This window comes from Bacillus sp. 22446 (assembly GCF_052044955.1).
GTDB classification, from domain to species: Bacteria; Bacillota; Bacilli; order Bacillales; family Bacillaceae; genus Bacillus; species Bacillus altitudinis.
Window position 1 is genome coordinate 103028 of the sequence record NZ_JBQEOD010000004.1, and the last position, 14694, is coordinate 117721.

The 14694-nt window shown below is 40.0% G+C and carries 18 protein-coding genes; 10 read left to right on the forward strand and 8 right to left on the reverse strand.

Annotation, left to right across the window (positions count from 1 at the left end):
* The first annotated feature begins 25 nt into the window (after positions 1-25).
* The 4 genes from ACTJJD_RS10330 (at position 26) to ACTJJD_RS10345 (ending at position 5398) form a co-directional block, all read left to right on the forward strand.
* The gene (locus ACTJJD_RS10330; RefSeq protein WP_440599918.1) at positions 26-1240 is read left to right on the forward strand and encodes a metallophosphoesterase family protein; all 1215 of its coding nucleotides are present in this window, start codon (positions 26-28) and stop codon (positions 1238-1240) included.
* A 16-nt stretch (positions 1241-1256) separates the two neighbouring features.
* Positions 1257-4043 carry an AAA family ATPase gene (locus ACTJJD_RS10335; RefSeq protein WP_440599917.1) on the forward strand — a complete coding sequence of 929 codons (2787 nt, stop codon included), beginning with the start codon at positions 1257-1259 and terminating at the stop codon, positions 4041-4043.
* A gap of 62 nt (positions 4044-4105) precedes the next feature.
* The gene (yhaM, locus tag ACTJJD_RS10340) at positions 4106-5059 is read left to right on the forward strand and encodes a 3'-5' exoribonuclease YhaM (protein ID WP_052321011.1); all 954 of its coding nucleotides are present in this window, start codon (positions 4106-4108) and stop codon (positions 5057-5059) included.
* Between the two features lie 108 nt (positions 5060-5167).
* On the forward strand, positions 5168-5398 hold the full coding sequence (locus ACTJJD_RS10345; RefSeq protein ID WP_017360318.1) for a sporulation YhaL family protein: 231 nt from the start codon (positions 5168-5170) through the stop codon (positions 5396-5398).
* Between the two features lie 55 nt (positions 5399-5453).
* On the opposite strand, the gene ACTJJD_RS10350 is transcribed toward ACTJJD_RS10345, so the two are convergent.
* Positions 5454-6329 (reverse strand): peptidylprolyl isomerase, encoded by an 876-nt coding sequence (locus ACTJJD_RS10350; protein ID WP_008348897.1) that lies wholly within the window; start codon positions 6327-6329, stop codon positions 5454-5456.
* A gap of 161 nt (positions 6330-6490) precedes the next feature.
* Here ACTJJD_RS10350 and ACTJJD_RS10355 point away from each other — a divergent pair, with 161 nt between their 5' ends.
* Entirely contained in the window at positions 6491-6577 is an 87-nt protein-coding gene (locus ACTJJD_RS10355) for a YjcZ family sporulation protein (RefSeq protein ID WP_008361129.1), read from the forward strand.
* A gap of 145 nt (positions 6578-6722) precedes the next feature.
* Entirely contained in the window at positions 6723-6812 is a 90-nt protein-coding gene (locus ACTJJD_RS10360; protein WP_017360317.1) for a YjcZ family sporulation protein, read from the forward strand.
* Positions 6813-6865: 53 nt separating this feature from the next.
* Here ACTJJD_RS10360 and ACTJJD_RS10365 read toward each other — a convergent pair whose 3' ends face one another.
* Together ACTJJD_RS10365 and ACTJJD_RS10370 are read right to left on the reverse strand one after the other, a co-directional pair.
* Positions 6866-7051 (reverse strand): hypothetical protein, encoded by a 186-nt coding sequence (locus ACTJJD_RS10365; protein WP_072368131.1) that lies wholly within the window; start codon positions 7049-7051, stop codon positions 6866-6868.
* Between the two features lie 82 nt (positions 7052-7133).
* A complete protein-coding gene (locus tag ACTJJD_RS10370; protein ID WP_007497155.1) occupies positions 7134-7652 on the reverse strand; it encodes a DUF3267 domain-containing protein in 519 nt (172 codons plus the stop codon).
* Between the two features lie 234 nt (positions 7653-7886).
* On the opposite strand from ACTJJD_RS10370, the gene ACTJJD_RS10375 reads away from it, so the two are divergent.
* Complete coding sequence (locus ACTJJD_RS10375; protein WP_007497157.1) at positions 7887-8231, forward strand: YhaI family protein; 345 nt, start codon at positions 7887-7889, stop codon at positions 8229-8231.
* Here the strand turns inward: ACTJJD_RS10375 and ACTJJD_RS10380 are convergent.
* Positions 8209-8823, reverse strand: a complete 615-nt coding sequence (locus ACTJJD_RS10380) for an HTH-type transcriptional regulator Hpr (RefSeq protein WP_008348891.1) — start codon at positions 8821-8823, stop codon at positions 8209-8211. The two genes, ACTJJD_RS10375 and ACTJJD_RS10380, sit on opposite strands and share 23 nt — an antisense overlap.
* A 187-nt stretch (positions 8824-9010) precedes the next feature.
* Positions 9011-9367, reverse strand: coding sequence for a YtxH domain-containing protein (locus ACTJJD_RS10385; protein ID WP_007497160.1), 357 nt, complete (start codon positions 9365-9367; stop codon positions 9011-9013).
* Between the two features lie 128 nt (positions 9368-9495).
* Here ACTJJD_RS10385 and ACTJJD_RS10390 point away from each other — a divergent pair, with 128 nt between their 5' ends.
* The gene (locus ACTJJD_RS10390) at positions 9496-9687 is read left to right on the forward strand and encodes a hypothetical protein (protein WP_008348888.1); all 192 of its coding nucleotides are present in this window, start codon (positions 9496-9498) and stop codon (positions 9685-9687) included.
* A 253-nt stretch (positions 9688-9940) separates the two neighbouring features.
* Here ACTJJD_RS10390 and ACTJJD_RS10395 read toward each other — a convergent pair whose 3' ends face one another.
* The 3 genes from ACTJJD_RS10395 to ACTJJD_RS10405 form a co-directional block, all read right to left on the reverse strand.
* Complete coding sequence (locus ACTJJD_RS10395) at positions 9941-10459, reverse strand: tryptophan transporter (RefSeq protein ID WP_008348886.1); 519 nt, start codon at positions 10457-10459, stop codon at positions 9941-9943.
* A gap of 125 nt (positions 10460-10584) precedes the next feature.
* Positions 10585-11664 carry a 3-phosphoserine/phosphohydroxythreonine transaminase gene (gene serC / locus ACTJJD_RS10400; protein WP_440608360.1) on the reverse strand — a complete coding sequence of 360 codons (1080 nt, stop codon included), beginning with the start codon at positions 11662-11664 and terminating at the stop codon, positions 10585-10587.
* A 158-nt stretch (positions 11665-11822) separates the two neighbouring features.
* Positions 11823-12251, reverse strand: coding sequence for an HIT family protein (locus ACTJJD_RS10405; RefSeq protein WP_440608361.1), 429 nt, complete (start codon positions 12249-12251; stop codon positions 11823-11825).
* A 487-nt stretch (positions 12252-12738) separates the two neighbouring features.
* Between ACTJJD_RS10405 and ACTJJD_RS10410 the strand changes: the two genes are divergently transcribed.
* Positions 12739-13479, forward strand: coding sequence for an ABC transporter ATP-binding protein (locus ACTJJD_RS10410; RefSeq protein WP_440608362.1), 741 nt, complete (start codon positions 12739-12741; stop codon positions 13477-13479).
* Positions 13472-14692, forward strand: a complete 1221-nt coding sequence (locus ACTJJD_RS10415) for an ABC transporter permease (protein ID WP_007497169.1) — start codon at positions 13472-13474, stop codon at positions 14690-14692. The genes ACTJJD_RS10410 and ACTJJD_RS10415 overlap by 8 nt, the downstream gene beginning before the upstream one ends.
* Positions 14693-14694: the final 2 nt, after the last annotated feature.

Genomic DNA, 14694 nt, shown 5'->3' on the forward strand with positions numbered 1-14694 from the left:
CAGTAACGTACAAGGAGATAGACGTTTGACGAAGCTCACTTTTATTCATGCCGCAGATCTTCATTTAGATAGTCCGTTTGCGGGAATGTCCAATATACCGAACCGAATTTTTAAAAGGTTGAAAGAAAGTACATTTCAAAGTGCCAAGAACATGTTTGAACTTGCGATTGATCGAGAAGTAGACTTTATGCTGCTTAGCGGAGATCTATTTGACGAATCGAATCGCAGCCTAAAAGCACAGCTTTTTTTAAGAAATCAGTTTCTTCAGCTGCAATCACACGGGATTGAAGTGTTTATTATTTATGGTAATCATGATCATTTAGGTGGTGAATGGACACCAATTGAGTGGCCAGAGAATGTTCACGTTTTTTTGAGCAGTACGCCAAGTGAGCAAGCCTTTTATAGAGAAGGTCAGCTTGTGGCAAGTATTTACGGGTTCAGCTACAAAGAGCGGGCTGTCCATGAAAATATGACACCTTATTATGAAAAAAAAACAGATGCCCCCTATCATATTGCCATGCTTCACGGCACATTAGCAGGTCAAGAAGGGCATGATGCGTATGCACCATTTCAGCTTCAGCAGCTTCTAGCGCGGGATTTTGATTATTGGGCGCTTGGACATATTCATAAGCGGGCTCTTCTGCATGAAGATCCAATGGTGATCTATCCTGGAAACGTGCAAGGAAGACATATAAAAGAAACAGGAGAGAAAGGCTGTTATGTCGTTTACCTATCTGAAGATGCTCAAAGAGCGGAGTTTATGAGCTGTTCAGATGTCATCTTTGAGACATTGACAATAGATATCACACATACCGCTCATATGACCGATCTTGTGACACTTGTGGACAAAAAGATGAGTGGACTGAAAGAGAGAGGTGTTCCTCATTTTTTGAAAATCGTACTAACTGGCGATGCTCCTGCTTATATGGAGCTCACGCAGCTTGAAGTGCTTGAGGAGCTGATGGCTGTTCTTCATGAACAGGAGGAAGATGAAGACTTGTTCGTTTGGGTGATGTCGATTGACTGCCGGACACATGAAGATGCCGTCTATCCAGAAGATTCTTTTTTGACAGAACTAACAGCAGAAATTGCCGAGTTTGATGCGTATGATGAGCTGCTTTCACCGATCAAGCGTCATCCAACCTATAGAAAGGCAGGAAGAGCATTTACAAAAGAGGACGAGATCGATATTAAAGAAGAGGCACAAAGGCTGCTGGCAGAACAGCTGAAGCAATTATGAGAAAAGGAGAGGTATGATGAAAATACGTTCACTCCATATTGCGAATTTCGGGAAATTTTCCAATCAAACCTTCCACTTTTCTGATGACGGTTTTCAGTTAGTTTATGGCCTGAATGAATCGGGGAAAACGACATTGAAGGCGTTTATTGAATCGATGTTATTTGGTTTTTCCAAAAGCCATATGTATAAGCCAAAGCATGGCTCATTTTATGGCGGGTCTCTTACATGTTTAGATGAAGAATTAGGTGTGATTCATATTGAAAGAACATCTGATCATGGCGGACAAGCTCAGGTGTTGCTGCCAAATGGTGAAGTGAAAGATGAAGCGTTTCTACATGCGATGTTAAAGGGAACGGATCGCAGATTATACCAATCGATCTATTCTTTTGACGTGTTTGGTCTGCAAAATGTACAAGCATTAAATCAAGATCAAATAGGGGAATTTCTACTCTTTTCAAGTTTGTTTGGCTCAGATTCGGCATCCAAAATGGACAGCAGGCTGCTAAAACAGCAGGAGCAGCTTTTTAAACCGAATGGACGTAAGCCTGAATTAAATCAGCAGCTTGATCATGTAAAAGAGCTGTCAGGTAAGTTAAAACAGGCCAAATTGGTAGAAAGTCGTTATACCGCAAAGAAAAAAGAACAAGCTGAATTAACCGAAAAGGTAGAAATGCTTCAGCATGAAATGAGACAGACTGAAGAAGAGATTCAGCTTTTGACTGAACATATTCGACTTTATCCTATGATAGAAAACAAGATAGAGTTAAAAAAAGATTTGGCTAGTTATCCAGAACGAGTCAAACGGTTTAGACCGGAAACCGCGCATGAACTTGATAAATTAGAATCACACCTTCACCCAAAAAAGGCGCAAGTGACGGCACTGAAACAAAAATTAGATCATTTGCAAACGTCGCTCACGCAAGTTCAGCCACTCTATGACAAGGATACGGTATTGGAGATGAAGCGAGTCATAGCTGAATCATCTGATGCTGAACTTGTGAAGAAACGCTTAGCAGAAGGGAAAACAGAGCAGAATTCTTTGAAACAAAAAATAGAAGAAGCATCAGCGAAGCTGAAGTGGCAGCGTCCAATCAAGCTTGACCAGCTGGATGATTCACTTGACTTTGAGTGGGAATTAAAAGAGGCTGTGAGCCAATACGTTCGTTTAATGGATAGGAAAACGCAGCTCGATGACCGGTTTGATCATGCAAGACATGAGCTAGAAGAAGCGGAAACCGCTCTAAAAGGATTAAAGGAACAGCCCGTTAAAGAGCAAGATGCAGAAGATGTCAGGGGCACAAGGGCTACAGTGAAACAGAAGCATTCCAGAGTGTGGTTATTCCCGCTGATGTTCGTGCTATGTGCTATCATTCTCACGGTCTTATTCGTTTTAGCAGAGAGCTGGGTGACGTTACTGTTTGCAGGATTTTCCGTATTTATCTTGATTGCTATTTATCCAGTGCTTAAACAGACTCAGATGAAGGAAGCAAACGACAGTAACGCCTATCATTCTTTTCAAGTTCAAACAGCTTCAGCTGAAACGCTAGTGAAGCAAAAGGAGCTTTTATACGAAAGAATGATACAGCAATATGAAGACTGGGAGCGGGAACTGGAACCTGTACAGCAGCAAGTAGAAGATATGAGAAGGCAGCTGGGGTTGTCCTCAGAGCTCTCATTCCTTGTGGAAGCTTTCCATATCTTGAAACAATTAAAAGCGAATACAGCGGCATATGAGGCGCTTAACAAGGAAATAAAGATGCTCACACAGCAGCAATCGACCTACGAGCAAAGAGTTTCAGCGCTCATGAGTCTCCTTCAAAGAAAAGAAGGGACCATTCAAGAGAATATCTCAGCCTTTCAAGAGATATTGAAAGATGAGGAAAAAAGAGAAAAAGAACGTCAGACATTGCACGTATCCATTCAGCATGTAGAGCAGCAGCTGACAACATTAGAAGGAGAAGTTCAATATTATGAAAAACAAACGGACGAGCTTTTTCGAAAAGTAGAAGCAGCGTCAAAAGAAGATTATCATGTCCTGTCTCATCTATCCAAAGAATACCGTGAGCGGCTGTACAATTTGCAGCAGCAGAACCAAGAGCTGCACAAAAGCGGTTATATAGATGAGGAAGAGGTCATTGTCCGTAAAGGTTTACGCACCCTTGAGGAGCAGTGTGCACAAGCAAAAAGACGTCTGAATGACATGCAAGAGAATGTGACGAATATGAAAAAACGCTTGGCAGAATTAGCAGTAGAAATACGCCAAATAGAAGCATCAGGTACAGTGTCTGATTTGACTCATCAGCTTGCTGTAGAGCAGGAGCAGGCAAAGCATCTAGCGAAAAAATGGGCGGCTATTCAGCTCGTTCGTTCCGTCATTCGAGAGAAACTCAATGAGCATAAAGAAACGAGGCTACCAGCACTCCTCCAAACAGCTTCCCGATTTATTCAGCCGTTAACGAATGATCGATATGAAGTGATTTTATTTTCTGCCGAAGATGACCGTCTGATTGTGAAACGGAGGGATGGACGCCTATTCCGCCCGGAGGAGCTTTCACAAGCAACATGTGAGCAAATTTATCTCTCGATTCGTTTTGCACTTGCTTTGTCCCACCAGCAAGATTGTCAGCTCCCATTTATGATGGATGACAGTTTCGTTCACTTTGATCATGTCCGTCTAGACAGGGTGCTGGAGCTGATGAGTGAACTCACTCGTTTTGAAACACAGCTGTTTTATTTCACTTGTCATCATTATATGAAACAAGCAGCGGAAGACGGGCAGATTACGAGTTTAGTAGTGGAATGATTGACAAATTATGACTTATGTTATACTTATATGAGCAGAAACATGGAAGGAGCATTTATTGAATGGCTAAAGGGATCATGACCTATGACGTCGGCGAACAAGTTGACCTGCATTTATTAATTAAATCATCTACTAAAGGGATTGCGAGTAATGGCAAACCATTTTTAACGTTAATTCTTCAAGATCAAAGTGGAGATATTGAGGCGAAGCTATGGGATGCAAAGCAGAATGATGAAATCACATATGCTGCGCAAACCATTGTGAAGGTAGTAGGTGATATTCATCATTATCGCGGAAGGAATCAGCTGAAGCTTAGGAATATACGTCCTGTTGCTGAAAACGAGCAAATCCGCATTGATGATTTTCTAGAAACAGCTCCTATTCCAAAGCACGATATGATGGATACCATCATGCAATATATTTTTGATATGAAAAACCCTAATATTCAGCGTGTCACAAGACATTTGCTGAAGAAATATGGACAGGAATTCGCTGATTACCCAGCAGCTACGAAAAACCATCACGAGTTTGTTTCGGGTCTTGCCTATCACGTGGTATCGATGCTTCATTTAGCGAAATCCATTGTTGATCTATACCCATCACTAGATCGAGATCTTTTATATTCAGGGATCATTCTACATGATTTAGGGAAAGTCAAAGAGCTTTCGGGTCCTGTCTCCACCACATATACAGTAGAAGGGAACTTAATTGGCCACATTTCTATTATGGTGACAGAAATTGCGAAAGCCGCAGAGGAGCTTGGCATTGATTCTGAGGAAATTCTGATTCTGCAGCATTTAGTGCTGAGTCATCATGGAAAAGGGGAGTGGGGCAGTCCTAAACCACCAATGGTGAAGGAAGCCGAAATTCTCCACTATATAGATAATTTAGATGCAAAAATGAACATGATGGATCGTGCGCTTGAGCATGTGAAGCCAGGAGAATATACAGAGCGTATTTTTGCACTAGAGAATCGTTCGTTTTATAAACCAACCTTTCACAATGAATCATCATGATAAAACGCCCGTTTGATGCGGGCGTTTTTTTTCATAACTTGTCTTCTTTTCGCATAAGCATGTAACACGAAGGAAGAGAGATTAGTCCTGAAAAAGGAGGCGAAGACAATGTTATTTTTTCCATGGTGGGTATATGCATGTATCATTGGTATTATCTTTTGTGCCTATAAATTAATGACGACAGCCAAAGAGGAGCAAGAGATTGATCAATCCTTTATTGAAAAAGAGGGAGAAATCTTTATCGAACGAATGGAGCAGGAGAGAGAGCGTAGACGTCAAGGACAGCAAATGAAACGATCCCAGGAAACGGCGAAGCATGAGGACCATTCGATTGCATAATCAATAAGAATAAAAAAACCCCTCTACAAGTTCATGTAGAGGGGTTTTTCGTTCATTATTGGTTTGGTGTTTGTTGTGTGGTTTGCTCAGATTTTTCTTTGAATGTATTTTCAAGTTCTTTATCTTTTACTTTCACATCAGCATCTTTCACCAATTTGTTTAAGATCGTTTGAATTTCATTGTTATCTGCTTGTTTTTGATCAAGCAGTTCTTTTTTCAAGTCTGCTTTCATGTCATCGTATTTACCGCGTTCTTCGGTCTTTTTAATGATATGGTAACCAAATTGAGATTTTACTGGTTTGCTGATTTCATTTACTTTTAGTTTGAAGGCAGCTTTACTGAAGTTCTCATCCATTTGGCCATCTTTTGCGAACCAGCCTACATCGCCGCCTTGTGCTGCTGAAGCAGTGTCAGTTGAATATTCAGATACAAGGTCATCCCATTTTTCGCCTTTATCTAATTTCTTTTCTACTTCATCTGCTGTTTTCTTGTCAGCAACTAAAATGTGGCTTGCGCGGATTTTTCCTTTTAGGTCATCGTAATACGCTTTTACTTCTTTGTCAGTGATTTTGATGTTAGCTTTGGCAGCCTTTTGAGTCAGCAGCTCATATTTTACTTGATCTTTGATGTAATCTTTTCCGAATTCATCTTGAAGTTGTTTTAAACGATCTTCACCAAGTGTCTTTTTATATTCTTCCAATTTCTTATCAATTTCTTTATCTGATACTTTGTATTTGTCAGCAAGAACCTTTTGTTGAACAAGTAGGTTTAAAGCATCTCCACCTGCTTGTTTCTTAAGTGTTGTGTAAAGCTCTTCTTTTGTGACATCTCCTGATTTTGTTGTTGCGATCACTTCTTTGTCACCGCTACTGCATGCGCCAAGAGTTAAAACACTTACTGCTGTTACAGCTGCTAAAGCCATTTTTTTCATTCAAAAAACACTCCTAATCTTTCCAATTTATTTATCATTGCTTGTATCATAACATATTGTGACATGCTGTAAAAAGAAATGCAAATGGGAGGGCATTCGTCTAGTCAAATTTTTGCGACCAACATACACATATATTGATCACAAAAAGGAGGCTGAATTATATGGGAGCAGGATATTCTAATGGGTTTGCTTTATTGGTCGTGCTATTCATTTTGCTGATCATCGTTGGTGCAGCATATCTTTATTAATTAAATCGCTGTAACAGAAAGGAGCCGTCCTGCCATGCGTGCGGGCGGTTCTTTTTTAAAACGATGACAGGTGCCTAAACGTTTTAAAATTTTTTGCATACACTGAGCTTAGAACAGAGGAAGAACTGGCAGGAGGTGTTTTCACATGGGAGGAGAAGTCTTTGCTGGCGGTTTTGCACTAGTCGTCGTGTTATTCATCTTATTGATCATTATCGGTGCATCGTGGATTTGCTAATAGATCATCATACACAAAAAGCTGCCATCAAACAGGCAGCTTTTGCTTTGATCTTAAATAGATATGGTAATTTCAACAAATGATGAGATCAGTAAGATCAGTATCGATACATTGATAAAGCGAAACACCTTATCTTGCCGTTCTTCAGGAATCTCTCTGACAAGGCATAATGTATTAGTAAGCCTGTTTATTGAATACACAATAAACGCGGCAAAGACGATGAAGTAAAATAAAACTATCGGAGATCCCCCCTCTCTATGCTATTCCCATACTACATTACCAAATTTTTTATGAAAAAGATAGAAGTTGGCTTTAAAAACCTCATGATGAGGAAGTTGGGTCAACTAAAATATCAAACTCGTCTTGGGCTTGATCAATAATGCATGATTTTGGCGCTTTTAGCAGTTTCCAAGCAAATAAAAAGTCAGGCAAACAATAGCCTGCATGAATACTTGCGATCATGATAAAATAGTGTGCGTACATTGGAAATGCCATTCCTAAAACAAAGTAAACAGGTGAGATGACACAAAACGGGCTGAGCAGTGAGAAAAGCATCACTCTCTTAGGCACGCGCTGCCAGCAATTTCGTTTAAATAACGTCATTTTTTTCTTATGTTTCATGACTGGGATCAAGTGAACCACGCGGTGGACAAGCAATGTCGCAAGTAAAAGCACGACAAAAAGTGGTGCATTGTGACTGCTGAGTCTCGTTTCAGGATGAGTCAGTTGAAAACATAAAAATGCCATAATGAAAAAAAATACAGTCAGACATATGGCTGAAATCATCATTCTCGTATAACCATAATCCTTTTCAAGATTAATGGTCTTCCAACAATTCATTTTTCATCCTTCCAATCTCAAAAAAACTAATTGAATATCTCAAGATAATTTACTCTTCCTGAGGATAAAAATCAATGGTTTTCAAGAAAAAAAATAAATTGTTACATTCATATGGAATAAAGAGAGGAAACTTTGGGTTTTTCAAGAAAAAAAGACATAAGAGGGAGGTTCGTCTCTTTCGTCAATGAGTAATTTCGGCTAAAATAGAGTGACTAAGAGAAAGAGGGAACGTACATGAGTATTGAGGAACGAATGAGCCAGCTCGAATATTATATGGAACTGTTACTGACGGCGACAGATATGAGCCGTTATCCATATTATGCGCTATTGATCCGGCAGCGTGTATCGAAAGAAGAGGCAAAGGACATTGAGCGTATTTGTGCTGAGCTCTCAGATGAAATGGACAAGCAAAAAGCACAAGGCTACGTCATGTTCGACGATCTCCTTGCGCTGTTTGCGGGACAGTTAATTGAAAAGCTGGATGTTCATGAGACGATTTTTGCTTTGCATGATCAAGGGCTGTTTCAGCCGTTAATGAATGAATTTATAAAGATCATTAAACAATTTGATTTGCTTTAGCCGCTTTTTCCTCCGCTGAGTCTTCAAGTTCTTCAGGCTTTTTCGTGACTTTCCCACGCTCATTCAAAAAGTCCTTCTCAATGTTTGAAAACGATTTCTCAAAAATCTCCATGAAATCCTCACCATAAATGTTTCGGATAATACACATCATTTCTAAAATTTCAGGGAACTTTCCGTAAATGTCATGAAGCGGCTGTGCGCCTTTGACAATACCAGTTCGGGCTGGGTCGTAATCTTCGAGTAGTTTATGGAATGTCTCTTCGCCTTTTGGCGTTAGTTCAATATACGTATTGCGTTTATCGTTTAACTTTTTAGAAAATTTTAAAAATCCTCTTTCCTCTAATTTTTTAGAGAAGTTAAACGCCGTTGATACATGCATGACGCCAAACTTTGCAATTTCTGATATTGAAGCTCCTTTTAATTGATACGCAATCCACAAAATATGATGTTCATTGATATTTAGGTTATACGGTTTGATCCACTGCTGCCAGTCCTTTTCAATGGATTTCCAAAGAGCTTTGCTCAATTGGGCCATTCTTTGACTGAATAAAAGTGCTTCTTTTACATCGAAAGGCTGTTCCGAATGATTCATCCATTTCACCTACTTCTCTTTTTCTTGTAATTCTATTATGCCAATAAAATAAAGATTAATAAAGCTGAAAATTCAAGAATTTTTAAAAGTCATGAAAAACATTGACAAAATAACCTTTTTTCAACAAAAAAAGTGCGGGATACGCACCCCGCACACTTTTGTAAACGAATATTTTTTTGTGAGTATATTAGTTTTGTAAGGTTTTCTCCAGTTGTTTGAGCTTTTCTTCAATTTCCTGAATTTCCTTTTGTAAGTCCTGCTGATGAGGTTTGATTTCCTCGCGCCATTGCTGAATGGATGTTTGCAATTCAGTTCCGACCTCTTTAATGACCTCAGCACTTTCTTTTGCGGTTTCAACAATCTGCTCTTTTAAAGCTTGTCCATCTCTTTTTAATCTTGTCAGCGTATCTTCGAATTTGTCATAGCCGTCTTTCATCTTTCCGCGTACATCTCTGCCAGAAGAGGGAGTCGTCAGGAGCACTGCCGCACCTCCGAGGAGACCGCCTACAAATAATCCTGTTAATAAAGAACGTCCACTAGCCATTCCAATCACCTCTAGTCAAATTTTACACATTCGCATGTTCTCTCTGAGCTGACGATCAGCTTCATTGAACTTCCATACATAGCTTGCTTTATTTTAGCATACTTTTGAAGAAAAGGGAGGGGAGAAGGTTGTCTGTCTTTCTGTTCGTTTTTACGTGTATGTGTGTGATTTTCGCAGGTGGTTCTATTCATTATGTAAGGCAACTTGGGTATGCAGGGTCTTATCCGCCAAAACATGTATTAAGACAAAAAGCAATTGTGTGTGCGGCAGGTGCAGGGATTTCGCTCTCCATTTTGCTGCTTACCCTTTTTCTTTTATAGAAGCATGAAAAAAACCTCTTCATCTAATGAAGAGGTTCCAGCATGTAGACAAACCCTCGCATTCTTTGTCAGTCCTGCGTGCTGGTGCTCACGAATGTCAAATTCGCTCCGCGCCAGTACTCGTCCTTCCTAGACTTCAAGGGCTTTCAATCATGCTGAAAAGAAGACAAAGGGCTAAAATAAAAAATCATTTTAGCCCTTTGTCAACAATATGAAAAAACCTCTTCATCCAATGAAGAGGTTCAGTTATTCGTTAAGCGACTTCAATCATTCTTGCGCGCTTTAATATCGACTGAGCAATCGGGAAGACAAATACCATAGCTATCGTATTGATCACAGTTGCTGGCAGGACAACACCTACAAGAAGTGCTGGTAACGCAGCCGGCAGTCCAGTAATCAGTAAAGCGGCAGATAGGAAAATCACGCCCGATACGACGGTCCCAACAGCGGTGAGTACAGCGGTCAGAACGACTTTGTTCTTGATCTTCTGGCAAGATAAGAAAAGGGCTAAGAAGATAAAGGCTGTCACCGGTTTATCAATCATATTTGGAATTTGTCCGCCTGGAAAACCTGTTGTCAAAGCGGAAATGACCCCAGTAACTAGGGCGATCACAACGACATGCTGTACCTTCGGAAAAAGGATGATGCTTAAAAACATCATGACCAGCATCATATCAGGTTTCATTCCGAAAAAGATGGGCGGGAAAATCGTATGCAAAACAGCTCCCATTGCTGCAAGTAATGACATAATCACTAATTCTTTTGTTTTCATTTCTATGCTCTCCTCTGCTAAGCTCTTAGAACTCTCCAATAATATGGCTGATCATTTATTGCAAGAGTCATGACTTTATATTTCTCGTTATTATAACAAATTTATTTCACGATAGAAAAGCCTTTTTACTCATTTTCTTGCTGGAACTTTTTCATAAAGTCCGCAAGCTTTTGGCAGTCTTCTATAGAGACGGCGTTGTAAATCGAGGCTCTGCATCCGCCAACAGAACGATGGCCGGCGAGTCCAACCATTTGTTCTTGTTTTGCTTTCTCCACAAAGGATGCAGTGAGTGCATCATCACGCAGGGTAAACGTGACATTCATATGTGAACGGCTGTCAGCACGTGCATGTCCTTTGTAAAAACCGCCGCTTTGATCAATCGTATCATACAGAAGCGCTGCTTTTTGTTCATTGCGTTTTTCTGCTGCTTCTACGCCGCCCGCCTGTTTCACATGCTCCAAGACAAGGGACAGCATGTAAACCGCAAAAGTCGGTGGTGTGTGATAAAGAGAATTGGCTTTGGCATGTGTTGAATATTTTAAAATTTTAGGTGTGCCGCTTTTTTCTTTCTCTAATAAACGTTTGCGCGCGATCACAATCGTGATACCAGAAGGCCCTAGATTTTTTTGTGCCCCGGCATAAATCAAATCAAATGAAGACACGTCTATTTTTTTGCTGAGAATATCACTGGACATGTCGGCAATAAGCGGGAGTGACGTGTTTGGGAACGTTTTCCACTGAGTACCGAAAATGGTATTGTTCGATGTGATGTGCAAGTAAGCACCGTCATTTAAAACGGAAGCATCTACATCTGGAATATACGAATAGTTGTCGTCTTCACTTGAGGCAAACACTGATGTTTCACCAAACCCTTTTGCTTCTGACAAGGCTTTCTCTGACCAAGCACCTGTTTGGATGAAATGAGCCGTTTCGCCTTCATGTAAGAAGTTCATCGGAATCATTGCAAATTGAAGACTTGCCCCGCCTTGTAAAAAGAGGACCTCATAATCTTCTGGAATGTCCATCAATTCTACCAAGAGTGCTTTCGCTTTATTGTGGACTTCTTCATACTCACCGCTGCGATGAGAAAGTTCCATCACAGACATCCCGGTTTGTTTAAAATCAACAAGTTCTTCCTGTGCTTTTTGAAGCACTTCTAGCGGCAGCGCCGCCGGACCAGCATTAAAATTCGTCGTTCGCTTCATCACAATCTCTCCCTATTTCTCGCGTTAATGGATCAAAAGATAAAACCATCCTATCACAAATTTGAAGCATTTGGACAAAAAATTTGAATCGTCCTAAATATCTTACGATTCAGAGGATAATCACAGAAAAGAAGTGAAAAAAAGAAAAACCTCATCAATTAAGATGAGGTAAGGCGCGTATGGATGGCAGAAGAAATGTCTTTTAAATCCTCTGATGTATATTGATCTTGGTGAGATTTCCATACGGCACCAAAGCCGTCGCCTTTGCCATAACGTGGAATGATGTGCATATGGTAATGGAACACAGATTGCCCGGCTTTTGCACCGTTGTTGTTCAGAAGGTTTAAACCAATTGGTTCAAATTCTTGTTTGATGGCTCTAGCGATTTTTGGAATCGCTTGGAAGTAATGATTAGACACTTCTGGTGTCATGTCATAAATGTTTTCTTTATGTATTTTCGGGATTACAAGGGTATGTCCTTTTGTTACTTGGCTGATATCAAGAAAAGCCAATACATGCTCGTCTTCATATACTTTTGCACATGGAATGTCTCCATCAATGATCTTGCAAAAAATGCAGTCGCTCACGCCATGTCACTCCTCATTATTTTTCCTTTATCGTATCACAAAAAGAAGCAAAAAAGAAAACAGGACAAGCGAACTCCTTTGGTCGCTCATCCTGCTCCTGCAGAAGAAATGCTGATGCTTTCATTTGATATGCCTTTTGAATTCTCTATTTACTGAAATAAAGAATTCATATGCCTGCTATTTCTGCCGTAAACACCTCATTTGACGTTTTGGTTCGTCGTATACATATTTGTATAGGACACAAAAATCAAGAATCAGTGAAGCAAAACAGAAGCTAAGGTTTTTAGATGAAAAACCAATTTGTCATGCGGTTATTGCCTTTAACAAACACCTCATTTACGTATTGGTCATCAAGTTCATTTCTTCTACATACATTATGATGACCAGTATGCCGATGTTTTATTCATGAGTTGTCTATAGGTAAACATTTCAAATTGTCTTTCGTTTTTGGTACTATAAAGGAAAAAAGAAAGAAAGGAACGAACTGATGTCCCTTCTAACTGTAAAAGATGTAACGGGTGGATATACAAAGAATCCCGTTCTGAAAAATATTTCATTTGAATTAGAAAGAAACCAAATCGTTGGTCTCATTGGCTTAAACGGGGCGGGAAAAAGTACAACCATTCGTCATATTATTGGATTAATGAAACCTCATAAAGGGGCCATTGAGCTAAACGGACGAACCCTTCAAGAAGATCAAGAGGCGTATCGTTCACAATTTACGTTTATTCCAGAGACACCTGTCTTATATGAAGAATTAACGTTAAAAGAGCATTTAGAGCTGACAGCGGTGGCTTACGGCCTTTCAAAAGAACAATTAGAAGAACGTCTGCCGTCTTTGCTGAAGGAATTCCGAATGGAGAAGCGATTGAAATGGTTCCCTGCTCATTTTTCTAAAGGGATGAAGCAGAAGGTGATGATTATGTGTGCGTTTCTTGTGGAGCCAGAGTTGTATATTATCGATGAGCCGTTTTTAGGGCTTGATCCGCTTGCGATCAACGCACTATTAGAACGTATGAATGCGGCGAAACAAAATGGCGCAAGTGTTCTGATGTCAACGCATATTTTAGCCACAGCGGAACGTTATTGTGATTCCTTTATTATTTTGCATGAAGGGGAAATTAGAGCGAAAGGAACACTGACAGAACTAAGAGAGCAGTTCAACATGAGAGATGCGACACTCGATGATCTTTATTTGGAATTAACAAAGGAAGAAAGCTATGAGTAAAACAACGCAAACCATTTGGAAATCACGATTAGAAGAACACGTACAAGAAACAAGAAAATATTTAAAATATATGTTCAACGATCATCTTGTGATTGTGCTCATTTTTTTCCTTGCAGGCGGGGCGAGTTGGTACAGTAATTGGCTGAAGCATATTCCAGCTCACTTCCCATCCTATTGGGTCATGGCAGTTGTTTTCTCATTGGTACTGACTAGTTCTTACGTGCGAACGTTGATCAAAGAGGCAGATCTTGTGTTTATGCTTCCTTTGGAAGCTAAGATGGACCCTTATTTAAAACAAGCGTTTAACTTTAGCTTCATTTCTCAGTTATTTCCTTTGATTGCCGTGTCCATTATTGCACTTCCGCTATATTCGGCTGTCTCCTCAGGCGATCTGATGCTATATGTGCTCATTTTGGCGCAAATGATCTTAATAAAAGGTCTGAATACAGCGATTCAGTGGAGAATCACTTATTTTCAAGGGAAACATGTCAGATGGATTGATGCAGTGATTCGTTTTCTGCTCAATACAATGTTAATGTATACCGTTTTACAAGCAGCTTATGCCATTGCCATTGTTTTTTATCTTTTATATGCTGTCTATCTCATTTATCTAACAAATGCAGTAAAAAAACAGCCCTTTCAATGGGAATTGCATATTTCTGATGAGTTAAAACGAAAACAGCGTTTTTACCGCTTGGCAAACTTATTTACGGATGTCCCTCATTTAAAGAAACAAGTGAAAAGAAGGGCGTATATGGACTGGGTCTTGCAGTTTGTCCCTTATGAACAGCGTAAAGCTTTTTCTTATATGTATGTGAGGGCGTTTTTACGTTCAAATGACTATTTTGGTCTTGTGTTTAGGTTAACGGTCGTGTTTGTGCTCATCCTCTTGTATACAGGTGCAGCAGGCTGGGTGGGGGCATTACTTGTCTTGTTTACAGTCTTTATCACAGGTGTACAGCTTGTCCCGTTAACAAAGCATTTTGCTCATCTGTCGTTACAGGCACTTTATCCTGTGTCTCAGCAAGAAAAAGATCGAAGCTTTTTTGTTCTCGTACGAAATGTACTCATCATCCAGTCAATTGTACTGAGCTCCGCCGTTTTCCCAGCAGGTGGATGGAAGGGAAGCGGACTTGCTCTTCTCATTTCATTGGTATTTGTGCTTGTCCTATTCAAGCCTTACGTACAAAGCAGATTAAAAAAGATGAGATAAGC

Coding starts and splice junctions, on each gene's coding strand:
- ACTJJD_RS10335 (WP_440599917.1), top strand. CDS start 1,257: ATGAAAATACGTTCACTCCATATTGCGAATTTCGGGAAATTTTCCAAT.
- yhaM (WP_052321011.1), top strand. CDS start 4,106: ATGGCTAAAGGGATCATGACCTATGACGTCGGCGAACAAGTTGACCTG.
- ACTJJD_RS10345 (WP_017360318.1), top strand. CDS start 5,168: ATGTTATTTTTTCCATGGTGGGTATATGCATGTATCATTGGTATTATC.
- ACTJJD_RS10350 (WP_008348897.1), bottom strand. CDS start 6,329: ATGAAAAAAATGGCTTTAGCAGCTGTAACAGCAGTAAGTGTTTTAACT.
- ACTJJD_RS10355 (WP_008361129.1), top strand. CDS start 6,491: ATGGGAGCAGGATATTCTAATGGGTTTGCTTTATTGGTCGTGCTATTC.
- ACTJJD_RS10360 (WP_017360317.1), top strand. CDS start 6,723: ATGGGAGGAGAAGTCTTTGCTGGCGGTTTTGCACTAGTCGTCGTGTTA.
- ACTJJD_RS10370 (WP_007497155.1), bottom strand. CDS start 7,652: ATGAATTGTTGGAAGACCATTAATCTTGAAAAGGATTATGGTTATACG.
- ACTJJD_RS10375 (WP_007497157.1), top strand. CDS start 7,887: ATGAGTATTGAGGAACGAATGAGCCAGCTCGAATATTATATGGAACTG.
- ACTJJD_RS10380 (WP_008348891.1), bottom strand. CDS start 8,823: ATGAATCATTCGGAACAGCCTTTCGATGTAAAAGAAGCACTTTTATTC.
- ACTJJD_RS10385 (WP_007497160.1), bottom strand. CDS start 9,367: ATGGCTAGTGGACGTTCTTTATTAACAGGATTATTTGTAGGCGGTCTC.
- ACTJJD_RS10395 (WP_008348886.1), bottom strand. CDS start 10,459: ATGAAAACAAAAGAATTAGTGATTATGTCATTACTTGCAGCAATGGGA.
- serC (WP_440608360.1), bottom strand. CDS start 11,664: ATGAAGCGAACGACGAATTTTAATGCTGGTCCGGCGGCGCTGCCGCTA.
- ACTJJD_RS10410 (WP_440608362.1), top strand. CDS start 12,739: ATGTCCCTTCTAACTGTAAAAGATGTAACGGGTGGATATACAAAGAAT.
- ACTJJD_RS10415 (WP_007497169.1), top strand. CDS start 13,472: ATGAGTAAAACAACGCAAACCATTTGGAAATCACGATTAGAAGAACAC.